Below are 23,002 nucleotides of genomic sequence, written 5' to 3' on the forward strand. Positions count from 1 at the left end.
AAAGAAAAAATAAAGCACATTGTGCTTTATTCTACAAATTCAAACTCGAAGTCACAGATTGCTACTGTGTCACCATCCTGACAACCAGCATCACGCAGTCCCTGATCAACTCCTAAGACTCTCATTTTTCTTGCAAATCGTTGTTCCCCTTCAACACTGTCAAGGTTTGCCATACGATATGCATTTTCAATTTCATCACCATCAATCATCCAGCGACCATTTCCAAGGTTGTGTACATAGAATGCAGGTTTTTCACCTTCATATTTATATAGAACCCCTTCTGTGTCCTCTTCCTCGTCGTATAACGGGAATAATGGCGTCTCATCTAATAAGTCTGCGGCACGATATAAAACCGGCTCTAATCCTTCTGCAATTAGTGTCATTGTTTCAAACACTTCTACATCTGGATATGCTTCTTTGAAACGTTTTAAGTTTTCAGGAGCAGCATCTAAATCCATTTTATTTGCTACTACAACTTGTGGACGTTCTAATAAACGATATTGATAACTTTCTAATTCATTATTAATGATTTGATAATCTTCTACTGGATCACGGCCATCTTGTGCTCCCATATCTACAACATGGATAATAACACGACAACGTTCAATATGACGTAGGAACTGATGTCCTAACCCTTTTCCTTGGGCTGCACCTTCAATTAGTCCAGGTAAATCAGCCATTACAAAACTTCTTCCATCCGATACCTGAACCATTCCCAGATTTGGTTGAATCGTTGTAAAGTGATAATCAGCAATTTCTGGTTTTGCCGCACTTACTACTGATAGTAAGGTACTCTTTCCAACTGATGGAAATCCTACAAGACCAACATCTGCCAACACTTTAAGTTCTACTTCAATTTCACGGCTTTCACCGATTCCACCTTTTTCAGCATAAGTAGGTGCTGTATTTTTAGAAGATTTAAAACGGAAGTTACCTCTTCCTGCTTTTCCCCCTTCACAGATAACTGCACGTTGCTTATTTCTGGTTAGGTCAGCTAATATCTGTCCTGTTTCAATATCTTTAATAATCGTTCCTAAAGGAACCCTTATTACGGCATCTTGTCCCGTAGCACCATGCATTTTCTTTGTTTTTCCATTACCACCATTACTGGCAACAACCTTACGGTTATAACGAAGATCTAAAAGCGTTGATTTACCTTCATCTACTTCGAAGACGATATTTCCACCTTTTCCTCCATCACCACCACTGGGTCCACCATAGGCTACATATTTTTCACGACGAAACGATGACATTCCTTTACCACCATCACCCGCTTGTACTTTCATTTTTACTCTATCAATAAATTGCATAACATCACTCCTTTACATTTTTAAAGGTTGCATAATTTCCTGTATTCATATTTGCTAAATCTAACGTTGTCTTATCATCATCTTCATAATAAAACCCAAAATAAGGGGTATCATATGGATCAAATTCAGTTTCTTCTCCATCAACAATAGCTGATGTATTATGTAAAACAAATACACACAAATTCTCTTTGGATTGATCATCATTACGGTTGAATTGATCTTCTAATTCATCTTCGCTAACACCATAATCCTTTAAATCAGTTGTAATATAGTTTATTGCATCCTCACCATAATATACATCATAAGTACCTTTATATACATTATCATCTTGAACATCTTCATCTAGATACCAAGCAAATGTATCATCTTTTAGTACCATCGCTGAACCATCACTTGCATACCAAGTAACGTTTGAAATAATATCTTTTGTCTCTTTACTAGTATCATTACTGCTGCATGCTCCTAATAAACATACAAAAGCAATCATTACGGTTGCTATCTTTCTCATATTTTCCCTCTCTGGATAAAAAAACCTCACAGCAGTGAGGAATTTGTATTAAGCTTGTGGATATACAGAAACTTTTGTTTTTCTTCTACCCAAACGTTCAAATTTCACAATACCGCTTGTTGTAGCGAATAGTGTGTCATCTCCACCACGTCCAACATTTGTACCTGGATGGATTTTAGTTCCACGTTGGCGATAAATAATTGAACCAGCGTTTGCATATTGACCATCTGCAAGTTTAGCACCTAATCTTTTCGATTTAGAGTCACGACCATTCTTAGTAGATCCAACCCCTTTTTTAGATGCGAATAACTGAATATCTAAACTGAATTTCATAGTTTACACCTCTTCTTTCGTTATCATAATATATTCTTCATAGGATTCACTCATTGTCTTCAACTGAATCCATACTGTATGTAATATTGTTTGCACAATATCATTATTTTCTTTAACCTGGATATTGATATAACCATTGTCCATCTCTAGATGGCATTTGTTATGAGTCAATTCATCCAATGTATTTAGAACACCAACACCGATACTAGAAACACCAGCACAAACCAGATCTTCACCTTTACAAGCGCTGTCTGCATGTCCTTCAATCACTACAGATTGAATCTGATCATTTCTCATACCAATCTTAACGTTAACCATGACTTACCCCTCGATTGAGTTGATTGTAAGTTTTGTATATGGTTGACGGTGTCCTTGTTTACGGTGTGAACTACCTTTTTTAGCTTTGTATTTGTAAATTACGATTTTTTTACTCTTACCTTGCTTATCAACAGTTGCGTTCACTTTCGCACCTTTTACATATGGTGTTCCAACTTTAGTAGTTTTGTCTGAATATAGAACAACTTTATCAAAAGTAACTTTGTCACCTTCATTAACATCTAATTTTTCAACGAAGATTGTTGCACCTTCTTCTACTTTAATTTGTTTTCCACCTGTTTCAATAATTGCGTACATTTATTTGCACCTCCTTCTTTAGTTTTAAGACTCGCCAAATAAGGTGATGTAAAACATACTTTAAACCCTATAATGCGCGGTTGTAATCCTCAAGAGGACATACAACATAGTAATGATACACAAAATACAAGGATTAGTCAATGTTTTTCGCATCTTTCTTCACCTTGTATTTCGTTTGAATATTTATTCTTTTGGTAATTGAATTCCAATTACATCTTCCACTGGTAGTGATAAGAAAACTCCATGAGTTTCACTTGTGATACCGTGTTCTTTTGATAATTTCTTCATAAGGTCGTGACGATTTTCTTTGGTTGTAACAATCATCAGAATTTCTTTTTCTTCCTGTACTGAAATTCCCAAGAATTTTACTGCATCCTCGACCCCAACTTTTCTGGCGTGGATGACAGTTCCTCCACGAACTCCAGTTTCTTTCGCACTACTCATAACTTCTTCGCTATATCCTTGGTTGATTACACCAAGAACGACAGAATAAATTGTTTCTTTCTTTTGTTTTTCTACCATTTGTTCAAGTTCTTGTTTCATAGTTTTTATCGACTCCATACTGATTTCTTTTTCTATTTTATGAATAATTGGATGATTAACTCCTGATATTGGAATCGTGAATCCTACACCATTCCCTTTGACATCTAAATGCAATTCTCGATTGATTGTTTCAAGAAATTCTTCAACTCTAAACTGAGGAATAATACATAATGCAATTGATTTATCGGAAGACCCAAGACCTAACAGTTCCATCATTTCAGAATTGGCTGTACCTTCTCCTGAAACAGTGAAGTGCCAATGTACGCCTAAAGATTTAAATAGTTTAATTGCATTGCATCCTTTGTTTCGATCAACTATTGTAACGACTAATTTAAGTCTCAGTTTGATAATCGAATCCTTCATTATCAAGTTCCTCCTCTATATCAATAATGTCATCAGAATCATCCAACTCGATAGCGATATCGTCATCTTCGTCAATATCCGCTTCACTTCGTTGTGTTTTTAATTTAAATACTAACCCCATTATCTGAATTACGATAAGCGGTGTCATTGCAACCATTGCAACAACTCCAAACGCATCCAGTAAGACATTTCCTCCTACTCCTTCACAAGCACCAATGGCTAACGGAAGAATAAAAGTACTCGTCATCGGACCACTGGCAACTCCACCTGAGTCAAATGCAATCCCCGTAAATATCTTAGGGACATAGAATGTCAACGCCAGTGCAATTGCATATCCAGGAATTAAGAACCAGAAGATTGAAATCCCTGTAAGGATTCGAATCATCGATAACGCCAATGATATCGCAACACCAATCGACAGACATAACTGCATTGCTTTTTGAGGTATTGTTCCTTTTGTAACTTCTTCAACCTGTTTATTAAGTACATGTACTGCTGGCTCTGCTTTTACAACATAATACCCGATTAATACACCAAGTGGCAACAATAACCACGAGGTTGAGGAAGCACCAATTTCGCTTCCTATCAGATATCCTACTGGAATAAATCCAACATTTACACCTACCAAGAATAAGACAAGTCCTACAAATGTATAAAGATATCCTACCACTATTCGTCCGATTTGTCCTCTTTTAAATCGTTTAGTTACAAATTGGAAAATAATAAACATTAAAAACAGTGGAATAACTGCAATTAGCACCTCACTTAAGTAGTCAGGAAGTTCTTGAAAAAACAATTTCGCAACATCTTGGGTAGTAATTACATCATGCGATATATAGTTCGTATAAGTAACTCCGCTCGGATTTAATACAACTCCTAAAATCAGCACTGCCATAATTGGTCCAATACTACTTAACGCAACTAAACCAAAACTGTCATCTTGAGCTCCCTTATCACTTCTAAGTGAGGTTAGCCCAACACCTAGTGCCATAATAAAGGGAACGGTAATCGGACCAGTGGTAACTCCTCCTGAGTCAAATGCAACTGCTAAAAATTCTTTGGGTACAAAAAACGCTAAAATAAATACAATACCATAAAATAAAATCAATATTTTTGATAGTTCCCATTTAAAGAACGTACGAAGTGTAGCTATCAACAAGAACACGCCAACACCAACAGCAACAGTTAATATCAATGTCATATCTGGTATGGATGGTACCTGTTTCACTAAAACCTGTAAATCAGGCTCTGCGATTGTAATAATTACACCAATCAAGAATGCTAGTAATGCGATTATTTTAATCTTTTTTGACTTCGAGAATTCAATACCAATCCCTTCTCCAATTGGCATCATAGAAGTATCTGCACCTAACGTAAATAGTCCCATTCCTAAAACCAATAAAACTGTCCCAACTAAAAACACAATCATTGTACCTGTTTCGATAGGCACAATAAAAATACTTATCAATAACACAATGATTGCGATAGGAAGTACAGAAGAAAGGGATTCACCAATTTTTTCTTTTAAGTGTTTGTTCATTAATCTACCACCTTTCTATGTAATGCTATTTTGTTCTAATCCTTCATTTTCTCAAGAAGATTATTTGCAAGAATTCCAGTAATTCGTACATATTCCTTTGCATCCTCTTCACTTAATGTAGTAAGTAAGTCTACAACATTCTTCTTGATTTTTTCACGTTGTTCACTTGCAACGTCTTTCCCTTTTGAAGTAAGTCTAACCAAAAGTTTGCGATGATCTTTTGCATCAAGTTCCCTACTGATGAAAGATTTCTGTTCCAGATTCTTTAATGCAGCTGCAACTCTTGCAGAACTGATGTTTCCTTCATGACAAAGCTCACTAGGTAGTGCAACACCATCGTTTTTCATAATGTATTGAAGTAGAAATACTTCCCCTTCTAATGAATCAATGATTCCTTTATGCACCCTCGATTTATGAAGAAGCTTCATATTTTGCCAGAAATTAATAGCTAACTCATCATAAACATTCATATTATCAGAACTCATGTTTCCTCCACTTATGGTATATAAAAATACCTAACACTATTAGTATTTTAACACTGTTAGGTATTCATTGTCAAACTTTGATTGCTTAATAGAAGCGCTTTCGTTTGAATAATAATCGATTTAAAATATACAATCCAATGGTAAATGACGACAACACAATAATTGCATATGGCCAATAATAAACACTTAATCCAGATAGATTATATACAGGGTTGCTGAAGTTAAATGGATTAATTACACTCAGTTTACTAGTAAACTTTAATGCCACTATTACATTACCTCCAACAACAATTGCTGCCATAAGAACTGCAGATGCAATTTTATTTTTCGTAATTGTTGTACACAGCATAAATAAATTAGTCAGAAATGCTATGTATAAAATAATCAATCCAAGTGAGTATATATTAAACTTCCATAGTTCTGTAAAATTCAATTCTGTCTTTGGTGATTCTATCGTTGACATAAAGCGTCTAGGTGTATATTCACTAATTCCAATAAACAGACTTTCTCTATCGATTTGTCCATAATCATAATAACTTTGTATCATTCCTTCCGAATCTTCACGAGGAGTTAATTGCATAACCTCACTCTCACGAATTAACACTGGTGCAGATGCCTGTTCAAAGTGATCAGATATCGCCAGAACTCCACTAAGCAGAATCGCTGGTGTCACAACCAGAATAACAGTAGCTACAAAACTGGAAAGAATCTTACCTCTTATCACATATGCAGTATTTCTTGGAAGCGATAGCAACTGCTTTAATGTTCCGTTTTTTTGATCCTTATCTAATACATTAAAGAACATCACAAGGATTAATACAGGTATTAAGAATGGTAGTACATGTATACACATCTGATACCATAATGTTGAACTATTAACAGAGTATTGATTAATTGGCGCAATTCCCTGCTCATGCAAAGTATAAAAATATCGGGTCATAAACTGCGCGGTTGGGAATGAATCATAAAACCAATCAGCAATTTGCCAGTTTTCATCAATGACTTGAAGTATTTCTTCCTTTAAATCACCAAACCCTCTTTCATTAATAATTTTTTGCACTTCATCATCATATTTATGATAATTATAACCTGAAATAGGATTACGAATTTCTATCGTCAGTGCAGAAAGAAATACCCATGAGTCAAGTGCCTTCTCTACATATGTATCCATATCTCCCTTAGCCAATGCTTCCATCATCACATCATAATCAGCATTATAAGTTTCTAATGCTGCCTGAAGTTTTGGAAAACGCTCATCGTAAATTTCAATCCAGTTATCCGGATTGTTTTCATCCTGCATATAATTCACAGGTAATAATGTTGTTGTTATATGATTCAATGAACTGTATTGCGCTGGATAAGAAGAACCCATATTTGTATAGACTGCATCTTTTCCTTTATTAGTTAATTCTATTGCATTAAAGGTAAAAACTGTAAATACCAAAACAAAGGCAATCCAAAACTTTTTGGAGCGAAGATAACGCTTTAATTCACTTTTAAAATAAGCAATCATACTTTCCTCCTCCTTTTGATATTAAAGATTGAAAAATCACCAAAATCTTTGTGATTCATTACATAAACATTTAACCCCACTAATGCAACTAAATGTATCACAGTGATTACACCTAATAATGGAATATTCAGTTTCCCTAAATGTAATGCAAAACTATATGGGAACACATACATATATGGGAAAATATAATAAATATCAGTATAGGTAATACCTAATAAATACATAAATGCCAGAGCAATTAAAATGAAACCAACAAAGATCATTGCATTTTCAAAATTAGAAAAGAACACTGAGAATAATGAGAATAAAGCTGAAAACAAGAACGAAACCAGAATCAGCGTTATAAAGATATAACCAATATACACACCAGTTGATACAACTGATCCTCCACTTATCCACTGCGGATACTCAAGTGAACCTGTTCCTCCTAAAACTGATGCAATAATAAATCCTGCCAGTAGTGTAAAGGCAAAAATTACAACTGATGTCAGTGCATTAAACACTATCTTCTCAATAACCAGTCGCACTTTTGAAACTGGTGAGCTCATTAATAATTTATACGTTCCATTATCATTTTCACTTGTATAAGAAAACATCATTTGAAATGCAAGAATCGCAAATACAATTAAAATATTATAATCTTTAAATAAATTCACAAGAAAATTTAATCCGTTTACTTCATTAGGACTGTTGTAATCTAAAATTTCATGCTCATACATATACTTGTAAAGATCATATTGTCTTTCATAGTCCTGAACTTTTTCAGGACTATAGGATATAATCCCCTTATCAATGTGATCCAACATATACTCTGTTCGTATCATCATTGCTTCTACCCATTTATCAGGATCTTTCACTGGTGGTTCTGTTTCTCTGAAATAAGATGACACCCAAACCATATTAACTACATCATAAGTCGCAAAGTAAGCATCATCATAATATTCCCATTGTGCATAAGCTTGTTGGTAAGCATCAGAAGCAACAACATCCGCTCTGCTTATCCCCTGTGCTTCACCATCTTTAATCAATTGATATGTTTCTCCAATATAACCATCACTTTGACTTGCCTCAATTTCTCCCTGATAAAGCAAATCACCAAGAAGAATATTATCAAATTCAGAATCTTTTTCATAATTGGTATAGATATTGTAAGTTAACAACATAAGGATTGCTACAATCGTAACTAAAATACGTTTGGAAGCAATTAGTTTCAAAAATTCATAACGAAAAATTGCTGGTTTTTTAGTCATAATAAATATCCTTATACACATCTTCTATTGATTGTTCCACTTTACTAATATCCAATACCGTTACCTGATTCTTACTAAACAATTGCAGAAGTTCATTCAAATCTTCTTTTTTCTCTAATCTGATTGTATAAGTTTTCACAACCTCATTGTATTCAAACACAAACTGATCTTTCAATATATCATTAATATCTTCTTCCGTTTTTACTTCATAAACAATGCTTTGATCTTTTACAAACTGACTCTCATCAATTAATTGTCCATCTTTAATAAAAATGATGCGATCTGCAATCTTTTCAACATCAGCTAGTGTATGTGATGAAAAAAGAATTCCAATTTCTTCCTTAGTTGCTAATTCCTTAACCAAAGTCAAAAGATCAATCACACCACTTGGATCCAAACCATTGGTAGGTTCATCCAGCATAATTAATTTTGGATTGCTCATTAAAGAAATCGCTAAACCAACTCTTTGTTTCATTCCCATTGAATACTGTGATACTTTACGATTGATATTCTTTCCCAATTTTGTCATTTCAATCATTTCATCTACTCGCTCTTTAGATACGCCTCTTAACGATGCAAATAATTTAATATTCTCTTTTCCACTCAACTCTGGATATAATGCTGGTCCTTCAATCATTGAAGTCTGATATTTAAGTGCTTCAATACGATCCTTCTTAATATCATGTCCATCAACTTGAATACTTCCCTGATGAAAACCTGTCAATCCAGAAATACACTTCATAGTAGTTGTTTTACCAGCACCATTGGGGCCGATAAAACCAATTACTTCATGAGTGTTCACCTCAAAATTAACATCTTTTAAAATTTCGCTTTTTCCATAGTTTTTCATCAAACCTTTTACTTCTAGTATTTTCATATGTTCTCTCCCATATATTCACAATGCTAAATACAAAAAATATTTATTAAGTATAATTATACACTATTACTCGTTTTGCTCATAGATTAAATAAAATCTTATCTATTATAATCACTTTTTCTTAACTATTATAATTTTAAAGTTACCGAAATCTTTATATTCCATAAAATATAGATTCAATACCATCAATATAAATAGATGAATACAACACGAAAGCATTAGATACAATACATTTATTTTGGATAGATGCAATGCGAAAGTAAACGGAAACACCATCATATATGGAAAAATATAATAAATATTCGTATAGGTCATCTCCAATAAAAACATAAAGGCCAAAGCAATCAGAATAAAACCTATAAAAACGATAGAGTGGTCAAAATATGAAAATATCGTTGAAAGTAATGAATATAGACATGCAAACAGACATAACACAACAACTAGCGAGATAAGAATATATCCTATATATGAAATAGTGGATACAATCTGATCTCCCATCATCCACTGTGGATAATTCGGGTTTCCTATTCCTCCAATAACAGTAGAAATAATAAAGCCAATTGAAAGACTAAATACAAGTATCAATACTGAAGAAAATATATTAAATACAATTCTTTGAACTACTATACTTTTTTTTGAAAGTGGTGTACTCATTAATAGCTTATAGGTACCATTATCGTTTTCGCTTGTATAAGAATAAACCATTTGTAAAGCAAGTATTCCAAAGACAATCAGAATATCATATCCCTTAAATAGGTTGATAATGAAATTCAATCCATTCACTGCATATGGACTACTATAATCCTGAATATTGTGTTCATATAAATATTGGTAAATAACATATTTCTTTTTATACTCATCAACAATTTCTTTGCTGTATGACACACCTCCTTTTTCAATATGAGTTAACATATACTCATAACGAGTCATCATCTTTTTATTCCATGTATCACTTTTATAGTAATCATTATTCGTTTCACACTCCATCGTTTGTGGGGTCCACAAAAACTCAACTACTTCCTCTGTTGCAAAATAAGCTTTATCATAGTATTCCCATTCCTGATAAAGCCGTATATATTCTTCATTCTTCAGATAGGCATTTTCATCTTCTCCATTTAAATATGATAGTTCACTAATCTGATTCATTTCCCATACTAAATTATCACTAATAAACGCTTCCAATTTTCTTTGTGCCAAAACATCCTGTAATAACATGCTTTTATATGCTAGATCATTTTGATAGTTATTATAAATGTTATAAGAAAATAACCCTAGAATTGCAAACAATGTAATCCAAATTTTTTTTGATACAAAAAGTTTTATTGTTTCATAGTGGAAAATTTTGAATTGATTACCATAACTTTTTTTCTTCATAATAGTTCTCATAATGTCCCTCTTCATTCATACATCTATTATAAACAAAGTAATGTTACATGATTGTTAAGAAAAAAAGCCAACATTTCTGTCAGCTTTTACTCTAATTCTAATTTTTCAATTTTATTCACCAGGCAGGAAGGACGATCTTTAATGTTTCCTTCTGCATATATGTAGTTACCTCTTACTAAAATATCCTGATACATGCGATATACATTTGGCATACACACCAAATCAAACTTACTTGTTTCATCACTAACGACTACAAACATCATGATTTCACCATTCTTGGTACGATGTTGTTTGCATTTTTCAATGAATCCTACAAGTCGTGCAAACCCTTTATGATTATGTAACTGAATAAGTCCCAATACATCTTTATTGATGGATTCCCTTAATTTGGTTATTGGATGTGCACTCAGATAAAATCCAAGTACCTGCTTTTCTCTGAAACTTCGCTCATGTGACATTTCTTTTGCCATCACATATGGAGGCTTTGAAACAATATCCAAGTTTAGCTGACTCTCTCCATTGTCATTTACACGAACTAGTGATGCATAACGCATTGCGTCTTCCAAACTTGCACGTAAACTTGCACGATTAATTTTAAATGAATCCATTGCACCAGCATCAATCAGACTTTCAATGCCTTTACTTGTAATCTTCATAAGATTTGCTCTTGCAACAAAATCAAAGAAGTCACTATATAAACCATGTTCTTCTCTCTCTTTTAGTAAAGAAAGACTCATAGCAGTACCAATATTCTTAATTCCAACTAATGGAAAACGAAGACTATTACCATCAATTACATATTCATTCTCCGATAGATTAACATCTGGTGGAAGTACTTTAATATCTCGCTTTTTAGCCTCAAAAATATATTCACTACTTTTGGTTTCTGAACCAATTACACTATTCAGCACTGAGGCAAAGAAAGACAATGGATAATTCGCCTTTAAGTAAGCTAGTTGATATGCAACCAATCCATATGCCACAGAGTGACTTCGGTTAAATCCATATCCAGCAAATTTTAAAATCAAATCATATACTTTTTCAGCCAACTCTTTTGTGTATCCATTCTTTATGGAACCTTCAATAAAGTCTTTTTGTAACTTTTCCAGTTCTCCAGGTATTTTCTTTGAAATAGCTTTTCTTAGAATATCGGCTTTCCCTAAAGAAAAGTTAGCCATTATTTGAGTTACCTGCATAATCTGTTCCTGATAAATCATTACCCCATAAGTTGTTTCTAATAATGGTTTTAAACTAGGATGTAAATAATCAATGTTTGATGGATTGTTTTTGTTTTTTAAATACAATGGAATATTTTCCATTGGACCTGGACGAAACAAAGCAATCGCTGCTACAATACCTTCAAAATCAGTAACCTGCATTTGGCGAAGTAAGTTTTTCATTCCTTCGCTCTCTAATTGGAATACCCCTACTGTATCAACATCCTGTAACATTTTAAAGGTCTTTGAATCATCCAAAGGTATTTTCATAATATCAATTGGTTGTCCATGACGTTTAATATGGGTACAAACTTCATCAATAATTGTAAGATTACGAAGACCAAGGAAATCAATTTTAATTAATCCAAGTTCTTCTAAATAGTCCATTGTATATTGCGTTGAATATAAATCTTCTTCAATTTCAATTAACGGACATACATCATCAATATCTCGATCACTCAATACAATTCCTGCTGCATGAGTAGAAATATGCCTTGGTAATCCTTCAATCTGTCTGGCAATTTTAAATAGACGACGAAACTCTTTTTTTGCTTCAATTGCCTCTGAAAACTTCTTATTTGTTTTATAAACACTATCTAAGTTAATTTTAAGAACGTGTGGGACCATTTTAGAAAGCATATCAACCTCACTTAGGCTTACTCCTAAAACTCTTCCAACATCGCGTAAAACCTGTTTGGCAGCAAGCGTACCAAAAGTAACAATATGAGCAACATGGTCTCTTCCATATAACTGTGCGACATATTCAATTACTTCATCACGTCGGTTATCAGGGAAATCCACATCAATATCTGGCATACTGATACGTTCTGGGTTTAAAAAGCGTTCAAACAGCAAATCATATTGAATTGGATCCACATGGGTAATTCCCAAGCAATATGAAATTAGTGAACCAGCTGCACTTCCCCTACCAGGACCTACATAAATATCTTTGCTTTTTGCGAAACGAATAAAATCATAAACAATAAGAAAATAATCAGCATATCCCATTTTCGCAATTACACTTAACTCATAATTTAATCGCTCTGCATATTCATTCGTTACTTTTCCATCTAGTCGTTTCTTAAGACCCTGTTTACACAAACTAGTCAGATATGTCTGTGAATCCACATCATAGCGATTCTTAAATACAGGTAGATTCACTTTATTAATATTCATCTTTACATTACATGAATCAGCAATTTTTTCACTCATTGCCAAATCTTCTTCATCATATAATTGTTTCATTTCTTCAGGTGAGCGAAAATAGCGATCCGATTCTGCATTCAATGACATATCATTAATTGTTCTTTGCTGATCAATTGCACATAACACCTTGTAAGCTTCCTCATCTTCTTTTCTGCCAAAGTAAATCCGTGACATTGCAAATGTTTTAATTTTTAAAGTAGCAGCTGTAATCTTTAACGAAGCATTCTGTTGCTTTAAAAAATTAGAATCATTCATTGCGATTGCTAAATAAAACTCCTGAAAGTTATTTTTAAGCGATAATAAAATCTCTGATAATTCATTTCTTTTTTCTGGTGTATTTAAAGATCTTAAATAATCATGAGCACCAGCAGTAGTGAAAATCATCTGTTCATCAAAATGTCTAAGCTCTTCTAACGTAATCTTTGAATCATGCGTGTTAATATAAGAAGATAACTTCAATAACATTCGATATCCAATATCATCTTTTGCGTATGCATGTAAATAAACATCCTGTTCCTCAATTGAGCAGACAAATTCCAAACCAAAAATTGGTTTGATACCCGCTTTCTTACAGGCATGATAAAAAGCCATTGCACCATGCATTACATCCTTATCACAGAGTGCGACAGCTTTCATATTATGATTTTTTGCTAGATTAATAATATCGGAAATTCTTAATGTGCTATTTAATAATGTATAAGAACTTCTAACATGTAAATGTGTAGTCAATGATTCTCACCTCTTTTAAAATTATACCATAAAAATATACGATTATTGCCAACAGTACTTCTTTTGTGTTGTATAATCAAACTACAAGGAGATTATTACAAATGAGAAGAAAAGAACGTGAAGTTACACAACCAGATGAGTTATTGACAATTATCAGTGAATGCAAGGTATGTCGTGTTGCAATTCATGATGAACCCTATCCCTATATTGTTCCCTTAAATTTTGGTTATTCCTACAACAATAATCAACTTATCTTTTATTTTCATACAGCAAAAGTTGGAAAAAAGATAGAACTACTTAAATTGAATCCTCATGTATGTATTGAACTAGATACAAACCATGAATTAGTAAGTGGAGATATCGCCTGCAAATATACTTATAAATATCAAAGTATTATTGGTTTTGGAAAAGTAGAGTTTGTGGAAGATAGCGAAGAAAAAATAAATGCGTTAAATCATCTGATGAAACATCAGACAAATAGTGATGAGGCATTTGCGTATTCACCAAAACAGGTAGAAATGATTGGTGTAATCAAAATAGTTATTGATTCATTCCAGGGAAAACAGTCATAAAATACAACAAAGAAGGTCATTGACCTTCTTTTTCGTTATTATAGTAATTCTTTTAAATCACTAATCAAATTTTGAATATCTTCTAATGTCAGTTTCTTCACACCACATGCCTGTGCATGACCACCACCATTATACTTGTTTGCCACTTTATCAATTGCTACATTCTTAGAACGTAAAGAACCATTGTATAATCCCTTTGATTCGTAGGATGTATCCTCAGTAAATAAACAATAGATTTCAAATTCTTTTACATTTGCCAAAGCAAATACTTTTTCTTTTGCTAGATTATAATCAAACCCTAATGGTGCATAATCCTCTACCTGCATAATTGAATAAGCGACATTACCATCCAACTGATAACGATTTCTTACCTTTGTTACATAAATAAAATCATTTAATGAGAATCCACTTCTCTCCTGATTGATTTTATTGACATTCAATCCACAACTTACTAAGAACGCAGCACTCTTTAAAGTGTTTGCAGTAGTTGATGAAGTTGTAAATGAAATTGAATCAGCTAGCAATCCTAAGTATAGGTATTTTGCACATTCTTCATTTACTACTTTTCCTGTTTCTTTAAATAAATCTGAAAGAATCTCACATGTCGCTGCTGCCGTTGTATCTACATAAGCAACATCCGCATATTCATCAACAACAATATGATGATCAATCTTAATAATTTTTTTTGCTGATAACGCACGAGCATCATCAATTCGTTCAGCATTTGCTGTATCTAATATAATGGCACAAGATTGTTTGATAAGTTCATCATCAACATGATCAATTGGTGGAAATAACTCTGCACTACTTCCTACATCGTCTCCTAAGGCGTAAACTTTCACATTAGGACAGTTTGCTTCCAAAAACAGTTTCATCCCAAACTGAGAGCCTAATGCATCTGCATCTGCGCTTTGATGACGAAACAAGGTAATGGCCTGATAATCTTTTATTTCATTTAATAAATCAATCATCATTATCCAACAATTGCAAATGTATCACGTGCAATCATTACCTCTTCATTTGTAGGGATCAGGTAAACACTAACTTTAGAATCTGCTGTAGTAAGAAGTTGTTCTTCTCCCCTTACCTTATTTGCATCTGTATCAACTTCTGTTCCTAAAGTTGCTTCCAATTTTCTCATAACACGTTCACGTGTTTTAAAATCATTTTCTCCAATTCCAGCAGTAAATACAATTGCATCTAATCCACCCATTTGAACATAATATGATCCAACAGTTTGAACTACACGATTCACAAAAATACTCATTGCCAGTTTTGCTCTTTCATTTCCTTCATCACTTGCTTTTTCAATGTCACGCCCATCACTAGAAACGCCTGATACTCCAAGCAACCCTGATTGTTTATTTAAAATTGTATCCATTTCTTTAGGACTAACTCCTAATTGCTCTTCCATAAATGGAACGATTGCAGGATCAATATCACCACAACGAGTTCCCATCATAATTCCACCAAGTGGTGTGAATCCCATAGAAGTGTTAATACTCTTACCACCATCAACAGCAGTAATAGAAGCACCACCACCTAAGTGTAAAGTAATAATTTTTGTATCTTTTAAATCTTTATTTAATAATTCAGCACAACGTTGAGATACATATTGGTGTGATGTTCCATGCATTCCATAACGACGTACTTTGTGTTCTGTATACCATTCATATGGTAATGGATAAATGTATGTGTCTGCTTCCATTGTCTGGTGGAATGCAGTATCAAACGTAAATACATGTTTACTGTTTGGTAAAGATGCCTTAAATGCACGATATCCAACCAATGCTCCTGGGTTGTGTAGTGGAGCTAACTCACATAGTTCATCAACCTTCTTCACTACATCATCATCTACTAATACACTCTTAGAGAAATACTCTCCACCATGTACTACACGGTGTCCTGCAGCCACGATTTCATTTAAATCAGCTACAATATTGTGTTCAACAAGCGCCTCCAACAATAAGTTAACTGCCACTGTATGATCCTTTACTGGCAATGTCTTACTTACTTTTTCACCATCTACCTTGATTGTGAAAACAGCGTCCTCAAACCCGATTCTCTCTACAATTCCACTTGTTAGAACTGTCTCTTTTGGCATTTCATACAATTGAAACTTCAATGATGAACTCCCTGCATTTACTGCAATAATCTTACTCATAATTTTCCATCTCACTTTCTTTCAGTTTTTCACTTAATTTTTTTATTTTCTCATCATCAGATTTTGCTAATTCTTCATAATATGCAAAGCGCCGATGATACTTACTTACCAATTTTAGTTTTTCTTCATAGCTTTCTAAAATTAAGGAAGTACGCTTCACACTGTCTTGTACTGCACTTCTGGATATATTCATATTTTCTGCGATTTCACTAAGTGAATAATCCTCACGAAAATAATAATCCATTACTTCTCGTTGCTTATCTGTTAATAGCACCTCATAAAAATCTAAATATTCATTCATCTTTTCATATGGTTTACTCTTCATCAGATTCTCCGCAAATGCTGTAAATAAAAGAATCAATATCAAATTCTTTTAAATCATCAACACTCTCTCCAAGTCCAACATATTTTACTGGAAGTCCAAGCAGATTACGAATTGAAATTACAATTCCTCCCTTAGCACTACCATCCAGTTTTGTCAGTATAATTCCATTTACATCAGTAGCTGTTGTGAATTCTCTTGCTTGAGAGATACCATTTTGACCAGTTGTAGCATCAATAACAAGCCATACCGCAGCAGGTTGTTCAGGTATTTCACGATCAATTACACGATGCATCTTTTCTAATTCCTTCATCAGGTTAACTTTATTTTGAAGTCTACCTGCTGTATCGGCAATAATCAGGTCATTACCGTTTTCTTTTGCCTGACGACATCCATCAACGATTACACTCGCTGGATCTGCATTGTTTTTACCCATTACACAATCCACGCCAATACGATCTGCCCAACGCTTCAGTTGGTCAACAGCACCTGCACGAAATGTATCAGCAGCAATTAACAATACACTTTTACCTTCATTTTTAAATTTATTAGCAAGTTTCGCAGTAGTTGTTGTTTTACCACTACCATTAACTCCAACCATCAATATAACGGTTGGTCCATCTTCATTGAATTTAAATTCTTCATCTTCAAATGAATTATATAATGTCTGCATTTCTTCAAACAAGATATCATTTACTTCATCCATTGATTTTGCCTTGGTTTCAATTGCTTTGCTTTCTACTCCACGAATAATCTTCTCAGCTGTTTCAATCCCCAAATCCGCTTCTAGCAAAATTATCATTAGTTCTTCAAGAAAATCTTCATCAACACCTTTAAATCCACTTCCCAGTCGCTTTAACTTCGAAGCAAATGATGTTCTCGATTTAGATAACCCACTTAAATAATAATCATTATCCTGTTTACTTGAAAATGTATCTTTTAGTTTCTTTAAAAATCCCATTATGATACCTCTCCTTCTGCCTCTGGTTGTACATAATCCATTGCATCTTTTAAGCGAACCTTCAAGAATTTTGAAACTCCGTCTTTCTGCATTGTAACTCCATATAACGCATCACACTGTGCCATTGTTCCAGGACGGTGTGTAACAATAATAAACTGTGATTCACCTCTGAAGTTCGAAACATAACGAGCAAATCGTTCTACGTTAGATTGATCCAGTGCTGCCTCAACCTCATCAAAGATACATAAAGGAATTGTTCTAGCGCGTAAAATTGCAAACAATACACTCATTGCAAGCATCGCTTTTTCTCCACCAGATAATTTCATCATATTATCGATGTTCTTCCCTGGAGGGAAAACTGCAATCTCAACCCCACTGTTTAATATATCTTCAGGGTCAGTTAAGTATATATTCGCCTTTCCACCACCAAACAAGGCACGGAAAGTTTCTTGTAATTCATCATTAATCTTTTTAAACATATCCATAAACTGAGTTGACATTACTTCATCCATTTCATCAATTGCTTCTAAAATTTTATCTTTTGCAGCATTTAACTCATCTCTTTGGCTAATAAGTAACTCATAACGTTCTGACACTTCTTTATATTCTTCTGGAGCATCCAAGTTAACGTTCCCCAGTTTAGCGATTTCCTGACGTAAACGAAGAACATCTTCTCTTGCCTTATCAACATCACTTTGTTCAAGCTTCAATGTTGTAGCATGTTCAAATGTCATTTCATAAACACTTGACAGACGCTGTAAGACATTTTCAAGATTTGTTTCAATTTTTACCTTTTCTACATCCTGTTCGCGTTCGATGTTATTTAAGATATTTAAGTCACGACGAATATCACGAATTTTTGCTTCTCGTTTCTCTACTTCTTTTCCTAATTTAAATCGACGATCACGTTTATTTTTTAACTCTAATTCAATTTGGTCTTTTCTTGAATGAGCCTGTGATAACTTAACAATCAGTTCATCATCCATCGCCTCTGCATCTTCTACAGCTTCAGGATTGATTTCTTTATACTCATCATTTAGTTTTTCATACTTGCTCTTTTTCACATCAACCAAAGGCTGTAACTTAGCAATTGCTAATTGTAGTTGAACTTTTGATTCATCTAATTCTTTTAACTGAATTCTTATTTTATTTAAATCAGCATTCAGTTCTTCGCTAACTGCTAACTCTTTTTCTAATCGTTCTTCTACCTGAGCCAATTCTTTTTTGATTGTAATAGGTGAATAAGAATCACGAACTTTACCACCAGTAATACTACCACCTTTATGAACAACTTCACCATCAACGGTAATAATTTTATACTGGTATCTTAATAATCTAGCTAGTTCATTTGCATGAATTAGTTGCTCACATACTAGTACGTTACCTAACAATGAAGATGCTAAGATACTAAATTCATCATCATATTCTACAAACTGACTGGCAACACCTAAGAACCCAGATGTATTTTCAGCAACAATCATATCATTTCCTGATGGCTGACGATCTTTTAATACAGTCTTTGGCAAGAACGTTGCACGACCACTCTTATTCTTCTTTAAGAAGGTAATCGCATTTCTTGCACAATCTTCATCTTCACTAACAATATGGTAAAGAGCACCACCAAGTGCACTTGATATTGCTTCTTCATAACCTTCTACAGGACGTAACAGTTGTGATACTACACCACTAATTCCATAAAGGCTATCTTTCGCTTCCATAATCGTTTTAACCCCTTGTTGGTGGTTAAAAGGTGAACGCATAAGATTCGATAATACTTCCTTACGATTTGATAACTTATTAATGTAAGAAGTAGAATTTGCATTCTTCTCAGCTAAACTATGAAATTTACCATCAAGAGTATCATAGTTTTGAGTAGCTAAATCATAATCAACATTTAAATCTTCCAAACGTTTCTCACGATCTTCATATTCATACTTTGCCTCATCCAGCATCTTTTTAAGTTCTTCAACCTTTTCTGCTGCACTGGCAAACTCTAATGTATATTTACGCTTTTCATCAATTTCAGTCTTTCTTGCATCCAATGTAGAGATTTCATTTACTACCGTCATAAATTCATTTTGCAGACGGTGTACATCATTATCAAGCACTGACATTTCTTCACGGTCTTCCTGATTCTTTTGATCTTCTACCTGAATCGTCGTTTCTGCAATAGCTTTTTGCGATTCATTTTCAAATGAAGTATTCTTTAATTCTTCAAGACGAGCATTAAAGGTTTGTACTTCATCAACAATTACACTAATTTCAATTGTTTCCAACTGTTGTTTCTTCTCTAAATATGTTTCCGCCTTCTTTGCCTGACGCTTCAAAGGATTCACACGAACTTCTAATTCCTCAACAATATCTTCCACACGTAAAAGATTCTCTTGGGTACGATTTAACTTACTAAGAGACTCATTTTTACGTTTTTTATATTTTGCTACTCCAGCTGCTTCTTCAAATAAGGCACGACGATCTTCAGGTTTTGATTCAACAAAACTTTGGATATTCCCTTGCGAAATTACCGAAAGTGAATCTCTACCTAACCCACTGTCCATTACCATGTTTACAATATCTTTTAAACGGCATGGTGTGTTATTAATCATATATTCAGCTTCCCCACTGTTACGGAACAGTTTTCTGGTTACTGATACCTCTTCAAATTCAACATCGAAGTGTTTTTTTGTATTATCAAAAACCAAAGTTACTTCAGCCATGTTAACTGCTTTTCTACCTTCAGATCCAGAAAATATAACATCGCTCATACTTCCACCACGAAGTGATTTTGCACTTTGTTCTCCTAATACCCAACGGATGGCGTCATTGACATTACTTTTCCCACATCCATTTGGTCCAACTATTCCAGTTACTTCGTTTTCAAACTCAATTACTGTCTTATCAGCAAATGATTTAAACCCTTGCAACTCAATTCTTTTAAGAAACATAAAAACCTCCGAACTTCACTAAAACATTATAACATAGATTACCCTATTTACATTATAAAAATTTGACCTTTACGGCAAGAAGGAATACAATAGAATAAATCTGTTTTTTTAGAGTTAGGTGGTGGGACAAATGAAGCGAAGTTCAATGAAGGACTTACTTAAATTATCGTTTGGAGAAGAAGTATTTAACTGTGTAACCCATGGTGTAATGGCAGCAATTATGCTAATCCTTATACCAGCTTGTGCAGTTTATTCTTATGAAGTTGGAGGTACCCTGAGAGCATTTGCAGTGAGCGTGTTCACAATCAGTATCTTCCTGATGTTTTTGGTATCAACGTTATACCATTCAATGGACTTTGACAGTCCGCATAAGTTTGTATTTCGAATCCTGGATCATATATTCATTTATGTGGCAATTGCAGGAAGTTATACTCCTGTTGCACTGTGTGTTATCAAAGGAATAGAAGGAATCGTTATTCTGATAATCCAGTGGACAATGGTTCTTGTAGGAATATTATATAAATCATTAGCCAAGAAGAGCTTACCTAAATTATCATTAACTATTTATCTGGTTATGGGATGGACAGCAATCTTCTTTATTCCATCTTTATTAAATAATGCTAATTCATTATTTTTAGGATTTATAGTTGGTGGTGGAGTTTTATATTCGATTGGGGCATACTTCTATTCAAGAAAATGGAAATACGCACATTCGATATGGCATATATTTATAAGTTTAGCAGCAACAATGCATTTCTTTGCAATTGTATTCTTTATGTAAAACAAATGGTATCCAGATTTTCTCTGGATACCATATTTCTTTAATCAAACACGAGTCTTAGTTCATTCCCTGCATAATCATATACATAGAATATATTGCTATATTCTTTTTTTGTTTGTACTTTAATAATCTGATTTGCTGCATCATACTCATATTCATTGCTTTGTACTCCTTCTCTTAAGAAGGTAATTGTATCTGGATTAATCCCTGATATATCATCACTCAAATAAATCGTAAAGTTATTTCCATCATGTTCACTTGTCATCTGTGGACTGTTTCGATCAATATTAGTAATTATTAATTCCCTACTATCAATGATTTCTCCATTTCTCTGGAGTTGAACCTGATAGGTTCCATTGTTGTCGATTTGATTTGTAACTACTCCATCAATCAATATTGCGTCGAATTCTTCATTTGATGTTACTACTTCAATAACAATTGATTCATTGGTCCATTCCTGTGAATAGTTAATTGAATTAATCTGCGCTGAACTTATGGAAGGCTCTTCCACTACAGGTACTTCAGGTTGCTCTATTACTTCTTGCACCACTGGTTTTACAACTGGTTCTTCTTCAGGCAACATCGATATACCTACATAAGCACCAGTTACAACAAGTGCTATACCACCTATCACTTTTGCATTCATTGTAATCATAGCTGTCGCAGTTTCTACTAATGACTTTTTAATGATTACATCACTAATTACTATTCCTTCTGTAGCTTGAGCAAACATTGACTCATACACCTGACTAATTACTTGCGGCAGAAAAAATGTAAAGCCATAAGTTTTTGGTGAAACTCCTTGTTTTCGCAGTTCATCTTTTAAAATTGAACGAACACGATTCAATCTTGATTTTACGGTTCCTTTTGGAATATCTAGAACTTTTTCAATCTCTGATATTTTAAGTCCACTAAAATACTTTAGCATTCCAACACTTTTTAAAGTTTCATCCATTTTTTGCAGCGTTGTTTCTACTATTTTTACAATTCGCTGATTTTCAATAATATCTAGTGTTTCTTTTGATGCGGAATCAATAACTTCTTCTGCGTCATTATTGTTATGAAAAACCACTTCCCTAAACTTTGTTCTATTGAAATTTGAACATGTATTATAAGTCGTACGATATAACCATGCATGAAATGCTTTTGGCTCCTTTAATGTACCAATATTCTTATAAATATTAATAAAGATATCATGTGTTATATCCTTTGCTTCTTCTTCATCTAAAATGAATTGATTTACCATAAAATTCACTCGTTGTGAATAAGTATTATAGATTTCCTCAAATGCCTGTTCATCTCCTTCTTTGGCTCGTATAATAACCGATGAAGAAATTAGATATTGTTTATTTCTATTCATCTTTTTT

Annotated in this window: 21 protein-coding genes and 1 other annotated feature; of the genes, 2 read left to right on the forward strand and 19 right to left on the reverse strand. The window is 33.6% G+C overall.

The features are described 5' to 3' along the window. Positions 1–26: 26 nt before the first annotated feature. The 13 genes from obgE to dnaE all read right to left on the reverse strand — a co-directional run bounded on the left by obgE (position 27) and on the right by dnaE (position 13,893). On the reverse strand, positions 27–1,310 hold the full coding sequence (obgE, locus tag J2S15_RS18140; protein ID WP_307411120.1) for a GTPase ObgE: 1,284 nt from the start codon (positions 1,308–1,310) through the stop codon (positions 27–29). Between the two features lie 4 nt (positions 1,311–1,314). Beyond that, on the reverse strand, positions 1,315–1,818 hold the full coding sequence (locus tag J2S15_RS18145) for a hypothetical protein (RefSeq protein WP_307411124.1): 504 nt from the start codon (positions 1,816–1,818) through the stop codon (positions 1,315–1,317). Between the two features lie 48 nt (positions 1,819–1,866). Continuing rightward, positions 1,867–2,151, reverse strand: a complete 285-nt coding sequence (rpmA, locus tag J2S15_RS18150) for a 50S ribosomal protein L27 (RefSeq protein ID WP_307411126.1) — start codon at positions 2,149–2,151, stop codon at positions 1,867–1,869. Positions 2,152–2,154: 3 nt separating this feature from the next. Next, positions 2,155–2,469, reverse strand: coding sequence for a ribosomal-processing cysteine protease Prp (locus J2S15_RS18155; RefSeq protein ID WP_307411130.1), 315 nt, complete (start codon positions 2,467–2,469; stop codon positions 2,155–2,157). 3 nt (positions 2,470–2,472) lie between these two features. Then, positions 2,473–2,784, reverse strand: coding sequence for a 50S ribosomal protein L21 (rplU, locus tag J2S15_RS18160; protein ID WP_307411134.1), 312 nt, complete (start codon positions 2,782–2,784; stop codon positions 2,473–2,475). A 17-nt stretch (positions 2,785–2,801) separates the two neighbouring features. Further along, positions 2,802–2,876, reverse strand: a sequence feature (ribosomal protein L21 leader region). Between the two features lie 91 nt (positions 2,877–2,967). Beyond that, complete coding sequence (locus J2S15_RS18165) at positions 2,968–3,690, reverse strand: hypothetical protein (RefSeq protein WP_307411136.1); 723 nt, start codon at positions 3,688–3,690, stop codon at positions 2,968–2,970. After that, positions 3,659–5,230, reverse strand: coding sequence for a DUF1538 domain-containing protein (locus tag J2S15_RS18170; RefSeq protein ID WP_307411139.1), 1,572 nt, complete (start codon positions 5,228–5,230; stop codon positions 3,659–3,661). The genes J2S15_RS18165 and J2S15_RS18170 overlap by 32 nt, the downstream gene beginning before the upstream one ends. A 35-nt stretch (positions 5,231–5,265) precedes the next feature. Further along, a complete protein-coding gene (locus J2S15_RS18175) occupies positions 5,266–5,715 on the reverse strand; it encodes a MarR family winged helix-turn-helix transcriptional regulator (protein ID WP_307411142.1) in 450 nt (149 codons plus the stop codon). An 85-nt stretch (positions 5,716–5,800) separates the two neighbouring features. Continuing rightward, positions 5,801–7,228, reverse strand: a complete 1,428-nt coding sequence (locus tag J2S15_RS18180) for an ABC transporter permease (RefSeq protein WP_307411145.1) — start codon at positions 7,226–7,228, stop codon at positions 5,801–5,803. Then, on the reverse strand, positions 7,225–8,478 hold the full coding sequence (locus J2S15_RS18185; protein WP_307411148.1) for an ABC transporter permease: 1,254 nt from the start codon (positions 8,476–8,478) through the stop codon (positions 7,225–7,227). The genes J2S15_RS18180 and J2S15_RS18185 overlap by 4 nt, the downstream gene beginning before the upstream one ends. Beyond that, the gene (locus J2S15_RS18190; protein WP_307411150.1) at positions 8,471–9,355 is read right to left on the reverse strand and encodes an ABC transporter ATP-binding protein; all 885 of its coding nucleotides are present in this window, start codon (positions 9,353–9,355) and stop codon (positions 8,471–8,473) included. Before J2S15_RS18190 ends, J2S15_RS18185 begins: the two co-directional genes overlap by 8 nt. A 111-nt stretch (positions 9,356–9,466) precedes the next feature. After that, a complete protein-coding gene (locus J2S15_RS18195) occupies positions 9,467–10,741 on the reverse strand; it encodes an ABC transporter permease (protein WP_307411153.1) in 1,275 nt (424 codons plus the stop codon). 86 nt (positions 10,742–10,827) lie between these two features. Then, a complete protein-coding gene (dnaE, locus tag J2S15_RS18200) occupies positions 10,828–13,893 on the reverse strand; it encodes a DNA polymerase III subunit alpha (RefSeq protein WP_307411156.1) in 3,066 nt (1,021 codons plus the stop codon). A gap of 101 nt (positions 13,894–13,994) precedes the next feature. Here dnaE and J2S15_RS18205 point away from each other — a divergent pair, with 101 nt between their 5' ends. Beyond that, entirely contained in the window at positions 13,995–14,465 is a 471-nt protein-coding gene (locus J2S15_RS18205; protein WP_307411158.1) for a pyridoxamine 5'-phosphate oxidase family protein, read from the forward strand. Between the two features lie 38 nt (positions 14,466–14,503). On the opposite strand, the gene J2S15_RS18210 is transcribed toward J2S15_RS18205, so the two are convergent. The 5 genes from J2S15_RS18210 to J2S15_RS18230 are packed head-to-tail and all read right to left on the reverse strand — an operon-like array spanning position 14,504 to position 20,854. After that, on the reverse strand, positions 14,504–15,436 hold the full coding sequence (locus tag J2S15_RS18210) for a DHH family phosphoesterase (protein ID WP_307411161.1): 933 nt from the start codon (positions 15,434–15,436) through the stop codon (positions 14,504–14,506). Between the two features lie 2 nt (positions 15,437–15,438). Further along, complete coding sequence (locus J2S15_RS18215) at positions 15,439–16,629, reverse strand: acetate/propionate family kinase (RefSeq protein ID WP_307411165.1); 1,191 nt, start codon at positions 16,627–16,629, stop codon at positions 15,439–15,441. Then, the gene (gene ylxM, locus J2S15_RS18220; protein WP_307411168.1) at positions 16,622–16,954 is read right to left on the reverse strand and encodes a YlxM family DNA-binding protein; all 333 of its coding nucleotides are present in this window, start codon (positions 16,952–16,954) and stop codon (positions 16,622–16,624) included. Before ylxM ends, J2S15_RS18215 begins: the two co-directional genes overlap by 8 nt. Further along, positions 16,944–17,912 (reverse strand): signal recognition particle-docking protein FtsY, encoded by a 969-nt coding sequence (gene ftsY / locus J2S15_RS18225; RefSeq protein ID WP_307411171.1) that lies wholly within the window; start codon positions 17,910–17,912, stop codon positions 16,944–16,946. Before ftsY ends, ylxM begins: the two co-directional genes overlap by 11 nt. Beyond that, positions 17,912–20,854, reverse strand: coding sequence for a chromosome segregation protein SMC (locus J2S15_RS18230; protein ID WP_307411174.1), 2,943 nt, complete (start codon positions 20,852–20,854; stop codon positions 17,912–17,914). The genes ftsY and J2S15_RS18230 overlap by 1 nt, the downstream gene beginning before the upstream one ends. 130 nt (positions 20,855–20,984) lie before the next feature. On the opposite strand from J2S15_RS18230, the gene trhA reads away from it, so the two are divergent. Continuing rightward, on the forward strand, positions 20,985–21,635 hold the full coding sequence (trhA, locus tag J2S15_RS18235) for a PAQR family membrane homeostasis protein TrhA (protein WP_307411177.1): 651 nt from the start codon (positions 20,985–20,987) through the stop codon (positions 21,633–21,635). Between the two features lie 40 nt (positions 21,636–21,675). Here trhA and J2S15_RS18240 read toward each other — a convergent pair whose 3' ends face one another. Then, positions 21,676–22,995 carry an RNA polymerase sigma factor gene (locus J2S15_RS18240; RefSeq protein WP_307411179.1) on the reverse strand — a complete coding sequence of 440 codons (1,320 nt, stop codon included), beginning with the start codon at positions 22,993–22,995 and terminating at the stop codon, positions 21,676–21,678. Positions 22,996–23,002: the final 7 nt, after the last annotated feature.

Origin of the sequence: Breznakia pachnodae (assembly GCF_030814225.1) — a bacterium.
Classification (GTDB): Bacteria; Bacillota_I; Bacilli_A; order Erysipelotrichales; family Erysipelotrichaceae; genus Breznakia; species Breznakia pachnodae.

Excerpts from the sequence above, each read along its gene's own strand:
- obgE (WP_307411120.1), bottom strand. The coding sequence starts at position 1,310 with ATGCAATTTATTGATAGAGTAAAAATGAAAGTACAAGCGGGTGATGGT.
- J2S15_RS18145 (WP_307411124.1), bottom strand. The coding sequence starts at position 1,818 with ATGAGAAAGATAGCAACCGTAATGATTGCTTTTGTATGTTTATTAGGA.
- rpmA (WP_307411126.1), bottom strand. The coding sequence starts at position 2,151 with ATGAAATTCAGTTTAGATATTCAGTTATTCGCATCTAAAAAAGGGGTT.
- J2S15_RS18155 (WP_307411130.1), bottom strand. The coding sequence starts at position 2,469 with ATGGTTAACGTTAAGATTGGTATGAGAAATGATCAGATTCAATCTGTA.
- rplU (WP_307411134.1), bottom strand. The coding sequence starts at position 2,784 with ATGTACGCAATTATTGAAACAGGTGGAAAACAAATTAAAGTAGAAGAA.
- J2S15_RS18165 (WP_307411136.1), bottom strand. The coding sequence starts at position 3,690 with ATGAAGGATTCGATTATCAAACTGAGACTTAAATTAGTCGTTACAATA.
- J2S15_RS18170 (WP_307411139.1), bottom strand. The coding sequence starts at position 5,230 with ATGAACAAACACTTAAAAGAAAAAATTGGTGAATCCCTTTCTTCTGTA.
- J2S15_RS18175 (WP_307411142.1), bottom strand. The coding sequence starts at position 5,715 with ATGAGTTCTGATAATATGAATGTTTATGATGAGTTAGCTATTAATTTC.
- J2S15_RS18180 (WP_307411145.1), bottom strand. The coding sequence starts at position 7,228 with ATGATTGCTTATTTTAAAAGTGAATTAAAGCGTTATCTTCGCTCCAAA.
- J2S15_RS18185 (WP_307411148.1), bottom strand. The coding sequence starts at position 8,478 with ATGACTAAAAAACCAGCAATTTTTCGTTATGAATTTTTGAAACTAATT.
- J2S15_RS18190 (WP_307411150.1), bottom strand. The coding sequence starts at position 9,355 with ATGAAAATACTAGAAGTAAAAGGTTTGATGAAAAACTATGGAAAAAGC.
- J2S15_RS18195 (WP_307411153.1), bottom strand. The coding sequence starts at position 10,741 with ATGAGAACTATTATGAAGAAAAAAAGTTATGGTAATCAATTCAAAATT.
- J2S15_RS18205 (WP_307411158.1), top strand. The coding sequence starts at position 13,995 with ATGAGAAGAAAAGAACGTGAAGTTACACAACCAGATGAGTTATTGACA.
- J2S15_RS18210 (WP_307411161.1), bottom strand. The coding sequence starts at position 15,436 with ATGATTGATTTATTAAATGAAATAAAAGATTATCAGGCCATTACCTTG.
- J2S15_RS18215 (WP_307411165.1), bottom strand. The coding sequence starts at position 16,629 with ATGAGTAAGATTATTGCAGTAAATGCAGGGAGTTCATCATTGAAGTTT.
- ylxM (WP_307411168.1), bottom strand. The coding sequence starts at position 16,954 with ATGAAGAGTAAACCATATGAAAAGATGAATGAATATTTAGATTTTTAT.
- ftsY (WP_307411171.1), bottom strand. The coding sequence starts at position 17,912 with ATGGGATTTTTAAAGAAACTAAAAGATACATTTTCAAGTAAACAGGAT.
- J2S15_RS18230 (WP_307411174.1), bottom strand. The coding sequence starts at position 20,854 with ATGTTTCTTAAAAGAATTGAGTTGCAAGGGTTTAAATCATTTGCTGAT.
- trhA (WP_307411177.1), top strand. The coding sequence starts at position 20,985 with ATGAAGCGAAGTTCAATGAAGGACTTACTTAAATTATCGTTTGGAGAA.
- J2S15_RS18240 (WP_307411179.1), bottom strand. The coding sequence starts at position 22,995 with ATGAATAGAAATAAACAATATCTAATTTCTTCATCGGTTATTATACGA.